The organism is Streptomyces sp. NPDC053474 (assembly GCF_044544845.1).
GTDB lineage: Bacteria > Actinomycetota > Actinomycetes > Streptomycetales > Streptomycetaceae > Streptomyces.
This window is the reverse complement of the sequence record NZ_JBITXV010000002.1, coordinates 125771-139863: the sequence shown is the minus strand read 5'-3', so window position 1 is coordinate 139863 and position 14093 is coordinate 125771. Positions and strand designations below refer to the sequence as shown.

Here is a 14093-nt window from a genome sequence, read left to right as displayed (position 1 = left end):
GCCTCGCCCCACCCCGCCGAACCGGCCTCCCACCGTCTCCCTCGTTACAGAAATCTGTTCGCCGTATGCCTGCGCACGGTTTTCGTTTATGTGACAAGTGAGGAAATTGGTGAGCGAGGGAGCGGTGATCAATGGAGGTGGAGGCGGGGAAGCCTTGGTCAACTCCGGCGTCAATGGTTTTGAGGCATTACCGCTTTCGGGGTCAATCGACAGGCGCGATCTTTTGAAGATACGCACCTGTGCGCCAATTCCGTTTGCGGCGCTCTGTTTTGATCAGGTCCGGCTCCCTACAATCCGTCCACATCTTGAGCTCAGCCCAAGCGTCAAGGAGGACGAATGGCGGGGCTTTCTACCCCTCATCAGCTTGACCACCCCTCAATCCTCGCGGGTCCGGTACTGACCGACGACAACCGCCTCATCGTGATGGTCATCGCGGCCGTCGCGATCGCGGCCCTGGCGGTCGCCTGGGTGCTCGTGCGCCAGGTGCTCGCGGCCGGCGAGGGCACCGACAGCATGAAGAAGATCGCCGCGGCGGTGCAGGAAGGCGCGAATGCCTATCTGTGGCGGCAGTTGCGGACCCTCGGCGTTTTCGCCGTCGTGGTGTTCTTCCTGCTCATGCTGCTGCCCGCGGACGACTGGAATCAGCGCATCGGCCGGTCGGTGTTCTTCCTGATCGGTGCGGCCTTCTCGGCCACCACCGGCTATATCGGTATGTGGCTCGCCGTGCGCAGCAATGTGCGCGTGGCCGCCGCGGCCCGGGAAGCGACACCGGCGGAAGGCGAGCCGGAAAAGGATCTCACCGCCGTCTCGCACAAAGCGATGAAGATCGCTTTCCGTACGGGCGGCGTCGTCGGCATGTTCACGGTGGGGCTCGGTCTGCTCGGCGCCTCCTGTGTCGTGCTCGTCTACGCGGCGGACGCACCGAAGGTGCTCGAAGGCTTCGGCCTCGGAGCCGCGCTGATCGCGATGTTCATGCGTGTCGGAGGCGGCATCTTCACCAAGGCCGCCGACGTCGGCGCCGACCTGGTCGGCAAGGTCGAACAGGGCATTCCGGAGGACGATCCGCGCAATGCCGCGACCATCGCCGACAACGTGGGCGACAACGTCGGCGACTGCGCAGGGATGGCCGCCGACCTCTTCGAGTCGTACGCCGTCACGCTCGTGGCCGCGCTGATCCTCGGCAAGGCCGCGTTCGGTGACTCCGGGCTCGCCTTCCCGCTGATCGTGCCCGCGATCGGCGTGATCACCGCGATGATCGGCATCTTCGCGGTGGCGCCCCGGCGCTCCGACCGCAGCGGGATGACCGCCATCAACCGCGGCTTCTTCATCTCGGCGTTCATCTCGCTCGCCCTCGTCGCGGTGGCCGTCTTCGTCTACCTGCCGTCCTCGTACGCGGACTTGGACGGGGTCGAGGACGCGGCGATCCTGGCCAAGAGCGGCGACCCGCGGGTCCTCGCGGTCGTGGCGGTCGCCATCGGCATCGTCCTGGCCGCGTTGATCCAGCAGCTGACCGGCTACTTCACCGAGACCACCCGACGGCCCGTCAGGGACATCGGCAAGACCTCGCTCACGGGCCCGGCCACGGTCGTCCTCGCGGGCATCTCCGTGGGTCTGGAATCGGCCGTCTACACGGCGCTGTTGATCGGCCTCGGCGTGTACGGGGCGTTCCTGCTCGGCGGTACGTCGATCATGCTCGCCCTGTTCGCGGTGGCGCTCGCCGGGACCGGCCTGCTCACCACGGTCGGCGTCATCGTCGCCATGGACACCTTCGGTCCGGTCTCCGACAACGCGCAGGGCATCGCCGAGATGTCCGGCGACGTCCAGGGCGCGGGCGCGCAGGTGCTCACCGACCTGGACGCCGTGGGCAACACCACCAAGGCCATCACCAAGGGCATCGCCATCGCCACGGCCGTCCTCGCGGCCTCGGCGCTGTTCGGCTCGTACCGCGACGCGATCGCCGAGGCGGCCGACGACGTCGGCCAGAAGCTCGGCGACGGCGCTCCGATGAACCTGGTGATGGACATCTCACAGCCCAACAACCTGGTGGGCCTCGTGCTCGGTGCCGCGGTCGTGTTCCTCTTCTCGGGGCTCGCGATCAACGCCGTGTCGCGGTCGGCCGGGGCCGTGGTGTACGAGGTGCGGCGGCAGTTCCGCGAGCGTCCCGGGATCATGGACTACACGGAGCAGCCCGAGTACGGGCGCGTCGTCGACATCTGCACCAAGGACGCGCTGCGCGAGCTGGCCACGCCCGGACTGATCGCCGTGCTCACGCCGATCGCGGTCGGCTTCACGTTCGGCGTGGGCGCGCTCGGCGCGTTCCTCGCGGGCGCGATCGGCACGGGCACGCTGATGGCGGTCTTCCTCGCCAACTCCGGTGGCGCGTGGGACAACGCGAAGAAGCTCGTCGAGGACGGTCACCACGGCGGCAAGGGCAGCGAGGCCCACGCCGCGACGGTGATCGGCGACACGGTCGGCGACCCGTTCAAGGACACCGCGGGCCCGGCGATCAACCCGCTCCTGAAGGTGATGAACCTGGTGGCGCTGCTCATCGCGCCCGCCGTCGTCAAGTTCAGCTACGGAGAGGACAAGAGCGTCGGGATGCGCGTCCTGATCGCGGTCCTGTCCATCGCGGTCATCGTCGGCGCGGTGTACGTCTCCAAGCGGCGCGGCATCGCCGTCGGTGACGAGGAGAACTCGGGGAAGGTCGCCAGCTCGGCCGACCCCGCGGTCGTCTCGTAGCCGGTCCCGCCGTCCCAACACGGGGGCGGGTGGCGCTTCTTGAGGCGCCGCCCGCCCCTCGTGCGTGTCGGCGGGGGGGCCACGGCGCGTGTCGTGAGCCTTCTCTCGCCCCGCGCCCCTTGGTGCAAATGGCTGCAATAGCGGCGATAGGGGATGCCCGGCGTGGGGTCCCGGCCCGGTCGGCGTGTAAGTTCCGGGGCCGAGAGCCATGGAAGGGACCAATCCGGTGAACAAGAAGCTCGCGGCCGCAGTGTCCGGCGGTGCGGTACTGGTACTGGCGCTGTCGGGGTGCTCGGACGACGACGGCAACAAGAAGCTGGACGACTGGGCCAAGAAGGTCTGCGACACGGCCGTACAGGCACAGTCGAAGAAGATCGCGGACGCCAACGCGGCGATCAAGAAGCAGACCGCGGACAACAGCTCGCCGGAGGAAGTGAAGAAGACCGACTCGCAGGCGTTCCAGGACATCTCCGACGCCTACAAGGAGCGTAGCGCCGCCCTGAAGAAGGCGGGCGCGCCGCCGGTCGACGACGGCGAGAAGAAGCTGAACGCCGCCGTGAAGGAGCTGGACGGCCTCTCCAAGTCGTACGCGGACCTCAAGGCGCAGACCGACAAGCTCGACACGAAGAACCAGTCGGCCTTCGCGGACGACCTCGCGAAGGTCGCCGAGGGCCTCGGCAAGCTCAGCAAGAGCGAGAACACGGCCCAGAAGCAGCTGGAGGCCGGGGACGTCGGCAAGGCCATGCGCGAGCAGGACAGCTGCAAGGCGGGCAGCTCGCCCTCGTCCTCCTGACGGGCCCGGCGGCCGGATCCGTGATGAAGGGGTGCCTCCCGACAGGAGGCACCCCTCTCGCGTGCCCCGGTGGGCCCTACGCGCGTGCCGCCGTGGCCGCCACCGTCGTGTACCGCATCGTGAAGCCGCCCCCGGCCGCGTCCACGGCGGCTCCGACGCCCTGAAGGACCTCCTCCAGGAGGGCCGCCGGGAGGCCGGTGTGGCCGCCGGTCGTGGGCACCTGGTCCAGCCACTCGTCGCGGCTGTAGTCCCGCTCCCAGGCGAAGCGCCAGCGCTCCGGCGTGCCGAACGCGCCCGCCGCCCGCATCCCGTCGACGGCCCTCAGCGCGAGGGCCGCGTACGCCTCCCCGGCGGGCATCGCCCACTGGCGGGCGGCGAGCGAGTCGGGCAGCAACCGCTGGTAGACCTCGGCGAAGGCCCGCACCAGGTCGGCCGGGGGCTCGCCCGCGTTCCAGAACACGGCGAGGCGGCCGCCGGGCCGCAGCGCCCGCGCCGCGCGCGCCGCGCCCGCGACCGGGTCCACCCAGTGCCACGTCTGGCCGGAGACGACCGCGTCGAAGGCCCGCCCCGCCGGGTCCCACTCCTCGAAGGCCGCCACCTCCACCGTGAGGCCGCGCCGCCGCGCCAGGGCCGCCATCCGCGGGTCCACCTCGACCCCGAGCACCCGGCAACCGGCCGCCTGGAACTGGCGGGCCGCGATGCCGGTCCCCGTGCCTACGTCGACGACGTCCGGCCCCGGGCTCGCGGCGACGACGCGGTCCACCAGGGCCTGGGGGTAGCGGGGCCGGGCCCGGTCGTAGCGGGCGGCGTCGACGCCGAACGACTCGGCCACGTCACGGTGTTGATGGGGCGTGGGCTCACGGGGAGGGCCCTGTTCCGGCGGCCCCGACGGTAAAGTGGGCATACGCCCACTATGAGTGGGCGATCGCCCACTCGTCAACGGGCCCGTCACCCACTCGTCAACAGGCCCGCCGACCGCCACAGAAAGAGAGGAGAGCGCCCCGGTGCCCACAGGAGTAGCCATCCGCGACGCCCGCGAGCAGCTCTTCGACGCCGCCGAGCGCGTCCTGCTCCGGGACGGGCCGAGCGCGCTGACCAGCCGGGCCGTCACCACGGAGGCGGGCTGCGCCAAGGGCGTGCTGCACCGGCACTTCGCCGACTTCGACGCCTTCCTCGCCGACCTGGTCCTGGACCGCGTCGCCCGGGTGGACCGGCAGGCCGCGGTGCTGCGCGCCTCCGCCGGGACCGGCACCGTCGTCGGCAACCTCGCCGACGCCCTGACGGAGCTGTTCGGATCGGTCGCCGTGGCGGTGGTCGGCCTCGTCACCTCGCGCGACGAGCTGCGCGCCCGGCTGCGGCGGACGCGTCCCACCGGGGTACCGGTGCTCGCGGAGGCCACCGCCATGGTCGCCGCGTACCTCTGCGCCGAGCGCGAACGCGGCCGTCTCGCGGCCTACGCCGACGTCGACACGCTCGCACCCACGCTGATCGGCGCGGGACACCTGCTGTTCGCCGACAGGAAGGGCACCCCGCCGGAGACCGAGGCCGTCGTGAAGGTCGTGCGGACGGTCGTCGCGGGCGTTGTGCGCGGACCTCTGGCCTGAGGACGGGTCACAATGTGGGCGTGAGTTATGGCCTGCCTTTGACCGACCGTTCCGATGTCACCCCGCGCCTGAGGGAGGCCCTCCTGGGGGCCGACTTCACCGCGGACGGACTCCTCGAACTCCTGGGGGCGTCCGCGTACGCCGCGCTCGCGCGCAGCGAGACCGTGCCCGCGCTGCGGGCCACCCGGGGCGACGGTGACCTGGAGACGCTCGTACGGCTCTTCCTGTTGCAGCGTTCCGTGCCGCACGCGCGCGTGGAGCGTGTGCTGCCCGTCGGCCCTCTCCTGGAGAGCGGTTGGCTCACGGAGGACCGCGCGGCGGGCGAGGGCGGCGGCCTCAAGGCCACCGTCGACGTACGCCCGTACGGGGGGCCCGACGGCGAGGACTGGTTCATCGTCTCGGACCTCGGGTGCGCGGTCGGCGGGGCCGGGGGCATCGGCAGCCGCGACGAGGGCGTGGTGCTCGGCGTCGGCGGGGCCTCCACGACGCTCGCCGGGATCACCGTGCGCACGCCCGTGGCCAGCGCCCTCGACGTCGGTACGGGCTCCGGCATCCAGGCGCTGCACGCAGCCCAGCACGCCACCCGGGTCACCGCGACCGACCTCAACCCCCGTGCCCTGCACATCACCCGGCTCACGCTCGCGCTCTCCGGGGCGCCGGAAGCGGACCTGCGGGAGGGCTCGCTGTATCAGCCGGTCGAGGGCGAGACGTACGACCTGATCGTGTCCAACCCGCCGTTCGTGATCTCGCCGGGCGCGCGGCTCACGTACCGCGACGGCGGCATGGGCGGGGACGATCTGTGCCGCTCGATCGTTCAGCAGGCGGGGGACAGGCTGAACGACGGGGGGTACGCCCAGTTCCTCGCCAACTGGCAGCACGTGGACGGCGAGGAGTGGACCGAGCGCGTCCGCTCCTGGGTGCCGCGCGGCTGTGACGCGTGGATCGTGCAGCGCGAGGTGCAGGACATCACGCAGTACGCGGAGCTGTGGCTCCGCGACGCTGGGGACCACCGCACCGACCCGGCGGAGTACTCGGCGCTGTACGACGCCTGGCTCGACGAGTTCGAGGCCCGCAGGACCAAGGGCGTCGGCTTCGGCTGGGTCACGCTGCGCAAGTCCGGTGCCGCGGAGCCGTCCGTGACCATCGAGGAGTGGCCGCACCCCGTCGAGCAGCCCCTCGGCGACACGGTCCGGGCCCACTTCGCCCGCCAGGACTATCTGCGCGCCCACGACGACGCCGCGCTGCTCGGAGACCACTTCAAGCTCGCCGCCGAAGTGGTGCAGGAGCAGGTCGGCATGCCCGGCGCTGAGGACCCGGAGCACGTCGTGCTGCGCCAGCACCGCGGCATGCGGCGGGCCACCCGCGTGGACACGGTGGGCGCGGGCTTCGCCGGTGTGTGCGACGGCACGCTCGGCGCGGGCCGCATCCTGGACGCCATCGCCCAGCTGATGGGCGAGGACCCGGTGGCGCTCCGGGACCGCACCCCCGCCCAGATCCGGCTCCTGGTGGAGCAGGGGTTCCTGGAGCCGGTGGGGCAGTAGGGACGGTGGTGCCGATCGGGGCCGCGGCGCGCACCGGCCCCGATCGGTCACGTACGTGGCGTGAGCGACGTCCGTACGCAACGTGACGAGTCCCTGCCACCACGAGGAGCCGACCCCCGTACCTACCCGGAGTCGGCCCTTCCGCGTAGGGAACCGGCCATTGTCGCCCCGGTCCGCCGCCCCTCGTTCACCCGGATTTCGTGGTTCCGCCGCCTGGGCGTGCCAGCGTCCGCAGCCGGGGCATCCATCAGGTGTCACGTACGGGACGGCACGGGGAGGCCAGGGCATGGAGAGCGGACCAGCGATCTTCGCCGGGGCGGTGTTCGCGCTGTTCGGCGCGGCGCTGCTGCTGTGGACCGGCACCCGCGTCGCCCACCGCGCCCCGGTGGCGCACGGCGTGCAGCAGACGGCCGCCGCGACCCTCGCCGCCGTCGCGGGCCTCGGCGCCCTGGCCTTGGCGGTGTGGTCCTTCACACGCGTGTGAGGCCCGCCCGGGGCGCGCCCCGGGCCCGGAACCGGGAGCCGCGCCCCTGGTGCCCGGCCCCCGCCGGCCTTCGGCCGGGCGTGCGGCGCCACGGACGGCCACCGGCCTACGACCGCCGCGGAGAGCCGGGCAGCCGAGGGACCCGGCGAGACCCGGCACAGAGCACGGCGCACGGCCTGAGGCCAGCCCAGGCGGCAGAAATGGCGGTAGTCGGGTTACCGTTCGAGTGGCCGTTGCGGGCTTTTCCCGTTTGACACGGGGGCGGGATGTACCGTCACACTCCGCAGCGACAGCGCAACCGCAAGCGCAGTCGCGGCGACCCCCTAGGGGGCGCCGGGCACCGCATTGCCCACCGAGCGTCGACCGGAGAGAAGAGCGAAGTTGTCCCCGACCAGCGAGACCGCACAGGGCGGCCGCCGACTCGTCATCGTCGAGTCGCCTGCCAAGGCGAAGACGATCAAGGGCTACCTCGGCCCCGGCTACACCGTCGAGGCGAGCGTCGGGCACATCCGTGACCTTCCCAACGGCGCCGCGGAGGTCCCCGAGAAGTACACGGGCGAGGTCCGCCGCCTCGGCGTGGACGTCGAGCACGACTTCCAGCCCATCTATGTCGTCAACGCCGACAAGAAGGCCCAGGTCAAGAAGCTCAAGGACCTCCTCAAGGAGTCCGACGAACTCTTCCTCGCCACCGATGAGGACCGCGAGGGCGAAGCCATCGCGTGGCACCTCCTCGAGGTCCTGAAGCCCAAGGTCCCGGTCAAGCGCATGGTGTTCCACGAGATCACCAAGGACGCGATCCAGGGCGCCGTCCGCAACCCGCGCGAGCTCAACCAGCGCATGGTCGACGCCCAGGAGACCCGCCGCATCCTCGACCGCCTGTACGGCTACGAGGTCTCGCCGGTGCTCTGGAAGAAGGTCATGCCGCGGCTCTCCGCGGGCCGCGTGCAGTCCGTGGCGACCCGGCTCGTCGTCGAGCGCGAGCGCGAGCGCATCGCCTTCCGCTCCGCCGAGTACTGGGACCTGACCGGCACCTTCGGCACCGGCCGCGCCGGCGACCCGAGCGACCCCTCGCAGCTGGTCGCCCGGCTGACGACGGTCGACGGCAAGCGCGTCGCCCAGGGCCGCGACTTCGACTCCCTCGGCCAGTTGAAGAGCCAGAACACGCTCCACCTGGACGAGGCAGGCGCCCGCGCCCTCGCCGCCGCCCTGGAGAACACGGACTTCGCGGTCCGCTCCGTCGAGTCCAAGCCCTACCGCCGCTCCCCGTACGCCCCGTTCCGTACGACGACGATGCAGCAGGAGGCCTCGCGCAAGCTCGGCTTCGGCGCGAAGGCCACCATGCAGGTGGCCCAGAAGCTGTACGAGAACGGCTTCATCACCTATATGCGTACGGACTCCACGACCCTGTCCGACACGGCGGTCACGGCGGCCCGCGCACAGGTCACGCAGCTGTACGGCGGCGACTACCTGCCGGACAAGCCGCGCACGTACGCCGGGAAGGTCAAGAACGCGCAGGAGGCGCACGAGGCGATCCGCCCGTCGGGTGATCGTTTCCGCACCCCCGCCGAGACCGGCCTGACCGGCGACCAGTTCCGGCTCTACGAGCTGATCTGGAAGCGGACCGTCGCCTCCCAGATGAAGGACGCGACGGGCAACTCGGTCACCGTGAAGATCGGCGGCCGGGCCGCCGACGGCCGCGACGCCGAGTTCAGCGCGTCCGGCAAGACCATCACCTTCCACGGCTTCCTCAAGGCGTACGTCGAGGGCGCCGACGACCCGAACGCCGAGCTGGACGACCGCGAGCGCCGCCTGCCGCAGGTCTCCGAAGGCGACGCGCTGTCCGCCGACGACATGTCCGTCGACGGCCACGCCACCAAGCCCCCGGCCCGCTACACCGAGGCCTCCCTGGTCAAGGAGCTCGAAGAGCGCGAGATCGGCCGCCCGTCGACGTACGCGTCGATCATCGGCACGATCCTCGACCGCGGCTACGTCTTCAAGAAGGGCACGGCCCTGGTGCCGTCCTTCCTGTCCTTCGCCGTGGTGAACCTCCTGGAGAAGCACTTCGGGCGGCTCGTCGACTACGACTTCACCGCCCGCATGGAGGACGACCTCGACCGCATCGCGCGCGGCGAGGCGCAGGCCGTGCCGTGGCTGCGCCGGTTCTACTTCGGCGAGGGCGAGGGCACCGGCGGCGCCGCGGACGCCGGGAACGGCGACGGGGACCACCTCGGCGGCCTCAAGGAGCTCGTCACCGACCTGGGCGCGATCGACGCCCGCGAGGTGTCGTCCTTCCCCGTCGACAACGGCATCGTGCTGCGCGTCGGCCGCTACGGCCCGTACATCGAGCGCGGCGAGAAGGACTCCGAGAACCACCAGCGCGCCGACATCCCGGACGACCTGGCGCCCGACGAGCTCACCGTCGAGTACGCGGAGGAGCTGCTCGCCAAGCCGAGCGGCGACTTCCAGCTCGGCACCGACCCGGAGACGGGCCGCGAGATCGTCGCCAAGGACGGCCGCTACGGCCCGTACGTCACCGAGGTGCTCCCCGAGGGCACCCCGAAGACCGGCAAGAACGCGGTCAAGCCGCGCACGGCCTCGCTCTTCAAGACGATGTCCCTGGACACGGTGACGCTCGCCGACGCGCTCAAGCTGATGTCGCTGCCGCGCGTCGTCGGCACCGACGCCGAGGGCGTCGAGATCACCGCGCAGAACGGCCGCTACGGCCCGTATCTGAAGAAGGGCACCGACTCGCGCTCCCTGGAGACCGAGGACCAGCTCTTCACCATCACCCTCGACGAGGCCCTGGAGATCTACTCCAAGCCCAAGCAGCGCGGCCGCGCCGCCGCGAAGCCGCCGCTCAAGGAGCTCGGCGAGGACCCGGTCAGCGGCAAGCCGGTCGTCGTCAAGGACGGCCGTTTCGGTCCGTACGTGACGGACGGCGAGACCAACGCGACGCTGCGGGCGGCCGACTCCGTGGAGGACATCACCCCCGAGCGCGGCTTCGAGCTGCTCGCGGAGAAGCGGGCGAAGGGCCCCGCGAAGAAGACCGCCAAGAAGGCCGCGAAGAAGGCCCCCGCGAAGAAGGCCCCCGCCAAGAAGACGGCGGCCAAGAAGACCGCTGCCAAGAAAACGACGGCTAAGAAGACGGCCGCCAAGAAGACGACGACTACGAAGAAGGCCGTTGCCAAGAAGACGGCCGCCGCGGAGACCACCGACTGACCGGTGCCCTGCCGATCGACCGGTGCCCTACCGACTCACCGGAGCCCTGCCGATCGACTGGTGCCCCACCGCCCGACCGGTGCCCTGCCGACTGACCGGGAGGCCACCGGCTGAGCGGGAGCCCCTTCCCGGTTGACCGGCGGTCCACTCCTGCCGAGCCCCTGACCGTTCACGGCCAGGGGCTCGCGTCGTAGCGAGCGCCCCGGCGCCCTTCCGGTACTCCCCGCGGGCGACGCCCGTATGTTCGGGCGTCGCCGCTGTGAGGGCGTGCCTCCAGATAGGCTGGACGGATGACGCGTGCCGAACAGCAGCCCGCCATGACCACGGTTCCCGACGACTCCCTGGCCGCGGATTCCCGCGAGCGCGCGGTGCGTGCCCTGCTGCGCGTACCGCAGCTGAAGCGGTTGTGGAGCGCGCACCTCGTCGGGAGCGTCGGCGACGGCCTGGCGCTGCTCGTCCTCGTCGTCCTCGGGCTCCAGTCGGCCATCGCCGAAGGGGCCTTCGGCGGCGGCTACCGCGGAGTCGCGATCGCCGTGACCGCCGTCTTCGGGGCCCGCGTCCTGGCGACGCTGCTCTTCGGGGCGGTCCTGCTCGGCCCGCTGACGACCCTCACCTCGCCCGACGGGCCCCTCGACCGCCGCTGGACCATGATCGGCGCCGACGGCGTGCGGGCCGCGCTCCTCGTCTGCGCGCCCCTGTGGAGCGTCTGGACGCCGGACAACGCGCTCGCGCTGATCCTGGTCACGTCCTTCGTCGTCGGCGTCAGCGAGCGCTTCTGGACCGTCGCCCGCGAGAGCGCCGCGCCCGCCCTGCTGCCCAACCCGCCGCCGGAGGGCGCCGCCGTGCGCCCGCTGCCCGACCACCTGGACGCGCTGCGCCGCCTGTCGCTGCGTACGGGATTCGTGGCGCTGCCCCTGGCCGCCGTCGGGCTCGTCGCGGTCGGGCTCGTCAGCAACGTGCTCGGCTCGGGCGTCGACTGGTTCGAGCGGCACCAGGCGGGGCTCGCCTCGTTCGTCGCCGCCGGGCTCTTCGCCGCGTCCGCCTCCGTCGTGTACGCCATCCGGCTGCCCGGCACGCAGACGCCGCGCCCGCGCAGCCCCCTGGAGGGCCTGCGCAGGCCCCGTACCGGAAGCGGCACCGACAAGGGCCGCACCGGCGCCATCCCGCTGCTCGTCGCCGCCTGCACCGCCGTCGCCGGGGCCGTCGCCGCGGCCGTCGCGGTCGCCGTGCTGCACGCCAAGGACCTCCAGGGCGGGCCCGTCACGTACGGCCTGTTCGTCTTCGCGCTGACCGGCGGCACGGTCGCGGGCATCCGCCTGGCGCCCGCGCTGCTGCCCTCGCTGTCGCGTCGCCGCCTCTTCGCCCTCGCCATCGCCGTGACCGGCGTCGCGCTCCTCGCGGCCGGGCTCGTGCCGGACCTGACGAGCGTCCTGCTGATCCTGCTGCTCGCGGGCGTCGCCGCGGGCGTCGCCGCCAACACCGGGCACGCGCTCCTCGACCAGGAGGTCGAGGACTACCGCAGGGCCCGCACCACCGAGCACCTCCAGGCGGCCGTCCGCCTCTTCGTGGCGCTCGCCGTGCTCGTGGCGCCGCTGCTCGCCGCCGTCATCGGGCCGCACCGCATGGTCAACGGCAAGTTCGTGTTCGACCACGGGGGCGCCTCCTTCACGCTGATGCTGGTCGGCGCGCTGCTCCTGCCGGTGGCCGCGCTCGTCCTCGCCAAGGCCGACGACCGGCAGGGCGTACCGCTCCGGCACGACCTGCGGGACGCGCTGCGCGGCGGGGACGACCCGGTGCAGACGCCCGCCGACTCCGGCTTCTTCATCGCCCTGGAGGGCGGCGACGGCGCCGGGAAGTCCACCCAGGCCGAGGCGCTCGCCGACTGGATCCGGGCCAAGGGCCACGAGGTCGTCGTCACGCGCGAGCCGGGCGCCACGCCCGTCGGCAAGCGGCTGCGGTCGATCCTGCTCGACGTGTCGTCGGCCGGTCTCTCGCACCGTGCCGAGGCGCTCCTGTACGCCGCCGACCGCGCCGAGCACGTCGACACCGTCGTACGGCCCGCCCTCGCGCGCGGAGCCGTGGTGATCTCCGACCGGTACATCGACTCGTCCGTGGCCTACCAGGGCGCGGGCCGCGACCTGTCCCCGACCGAGGTGGCCCGCATCAACCGCTGGGCGACCGGCGGCCTCGTCCCGCACCTCACCGTCCTGCTCGACGTGGCGCCCGAGGCCGCGCGCGAGCGCTTCACCGAGGCGCCCGACCGCCTGGAGTCCGAGCCCGCCGAGTTCCACGCGCGCGTGCGGTCCGGCTTCCTCACGCTGGCCGCCGCCGACCCCGGCCGCTATCTGGTCGTCGACGCCGCCCAGGAGCCGGAGGCCGTCACGACGGTCATCCGGCACCGCCTCGACGTCGTCCTGCCGCTCTCCGAAGCCGAGGTCAAGGCCCAGGAGGAGGCCCGCCGCAAGGCCGAGGAGGAGGCCCGGCGGCGCGCCGAGGAAGAGGCGGCCCGCAAGGCCGAGGAGGAGCGCAAGGAGCGCGAGCGCCAGGAGCAGCTCGCCAAGCTGCGCGCCGAGGAGGAGGAGCGCAAGCGGCGCGAGCTGGAGGAGGCCCAGCGCCGCGAGGCCGAACGCCAGGCGGAGGAGGCCCGGCAGCGCGCCGAGGAGGCCCGCCGCAAGGCCGAGGAGGAGGCCCGGCGGCGCGCCGAGGAGGAAGCGGCCCGCAAGGCCGAGGAGGAAGCGCGGCGGCGCGCCGAGGAGGAGGCCCGGCGCAAGGCCGAGGAAGAGGCCAGGCTGCGCGCCGAGGCGGAGGCCAGGCGCCTGGAGAAGCAGCGCAAGGCGGAGGAGGCGCTGCGGCGCGCCGAGGAGGCGCGGCGGCTCGCGGAGGCGGCGGCGTCCGCTGCGGTGACGGCCTCGCCGTCGGAGGCGCCGCCCGCTCCGGGCCGGGCCCCGTCCCAGGCTTCGGCGGAGGAGGCCCCCTCGCCCTCGGCCGGGCAGCCTTCGGCCGAGCAGCCCTCGTCCGACGACCGGCCGACCTCGCCGGACAACGAGACCACCGTGACGACGCCGGTCGTGGACCCGAAGGCGCTCGGCGCCGCCGACGAGACGGCGGAGCTGCCGCAGGCCACGAAGAGCGCGGCCGACGAGACGACCGTGCTCCCGAAGGTGACCGTGGACGGCGCCGCCGACGAGACCACCGTCCTTCCGCAGGTGAGCGTGGACGGCTCGGCGGACGAGACGACCGTCCTTCCGCAGGTGAGCGTGGACGGCTCGGCGGACGAGACGACCGTCCTTCCGGCCGTACGGGACGACGTGGCGGACCGGGTGCCGCCCGGCTACTTCCGCGACGAGCGGGCCCAGCCCGCCGCGCACGACGACCTCGGCCCGAACGACCGGACGCGCGAGCTGCCGCAGGTCGACGAGACCGGCACCCCGCGCCGCCAGCGCTCCGAGTGGGCGGAGGAGACGCCGATGGACGACCTGCCGTCGCTCGCGGACGAACTCCTCGGGTCGCACGAGGACGAGCCGGAGGACCGGGGCAGGCGCCGCCGCCGTTGACCGTACGACGGCACGAAAGCGCAGGTCAGCGGGCATACGGTCGGGGTTGTCAGTGCTGTGCTCCACAATGAATTCCGACAGTGCGACGTGGTGCTGCGAGGCGCGACGTGCGTGGTGCGACGTGCGTGGTGACGGTGGCGTCCGTACGACAGCTAGGCG

Annotated in this window: 8 protein-coding genes; 7 read left to right on the top strand and 1 reads right to left on the bottom strand. The window is 72.4% G+C overall.

Annotation, left to right across the window (positions count from 1 at the left end; genetic code table 11):
- Positions 1-336 precede the first annotated feature (336 nt).
- Together ACIG3E_RS04230 and ACIG3E_RS04225 are read left to right on the top strand one after the other, a co-directional pair.
- Positions 337-2739 carry a sodium-translocating pyrophosphatase gene (locus ACIG3E_RS04230; RefSeq protein WP_242720455.1) on the top strand — a complete coding sequence of 801 codons (2403 nt, stop codon included), beginning with the start codon at positions 337-339 and terminating at the stop codon, positions 2737-2739.
- 208 nt (positions 2740-2947) lie between these two features.
- Positions 2948-3532 (top strand): small secreted protein, encoded by a 585-nt coding sequence (locus ACIG3E_RS04225; protein ID WP_366792187.1) that lies wholly within the window; start codon positions 2948-2950, stop codon positions 3530-3532.
- A 76-nt stretch (positions 3533-3608) separates the two neighbouring features.
- On the opposite strand, the gene ACIG3E_RS04220 is transcribed toward ACIG3E_RS04225, so the two are convergent.
- Complete coding sequence (locus ACIG3E_RS04220; protein WP_399611027.1) at positions 3609-4436, bottom strand: class I SAM-dependent methyltransferase; 828 nt, start codon at positions 4434-4436, stop codon at positions 3609-3611.
- 100 nt (positions 4437-4536) lie between these two features.
- Here ACIG3E_RS04220 and ACIG3E_RS04215 point away from each other — a divergent pair, with 100 nt between their 5' ends.
- The 5 genes from ACIG3E_RS04215 (at position 4537) to tmk (ending at position 13934) form a co-directional block, all read left to right on the top strand.
- Positions 4537-5136, top strand: a complete 600-nt coding sequence (locus tag ACIG3E_RS04215; RefSeq protein WP_399611024.1) for a TetR/AcrR family transcriptional regulator — start codon at positions 4537-4539, stop codon at positions 5134-5136.
- A gap of 32 nt (positions 5137-5168) precedes the next feature.
- Positions 5169-6677: a methyltransferase gene (locus ACIG3E_RS04210; RefSeq protein ID WP_399612156.1), complete on the top strand. Its 1509-nt coding sequence runs from the start codon at positions 5169-5171 to the stop codon at positions 6675-6677.
- A 286-nt stretch (positions 6678-6963) separates the two neighbouring features.
- Entirely contained in the window at positions 6964-7161 is a 198-nt protein-coding gene (locus ACIG3E_RS04205; RefSeq protein ID WP_242720461.1) for a hypothetical protein, read from the top strand.
- A 381-nt stretch (positions 7162-7542) separates the two neighbouring features.
- Positions 7543-10380, top strand: coding sequence for a type I DNA topoisomerase (topA, locus tag ACIG3E_RS04200; RefSeq protein WP_399611021.1), 2838 nt, complete (start codon positions 7543-7545; stop codon positions 10378-10380).
- 290 nt (positions 10381-10670) lie between these two features.
- Entirely contained in the window at positions 10671-13934 is a 3264-nt protein-coding gene (gene tmk, locus ACIG3E_RS04195) for a dTMP kinase (RefSeq protein ID WP_399611018.1), read from the top strand.
- Positions 13935-14093: the final 159 nt, after the last annotated feature.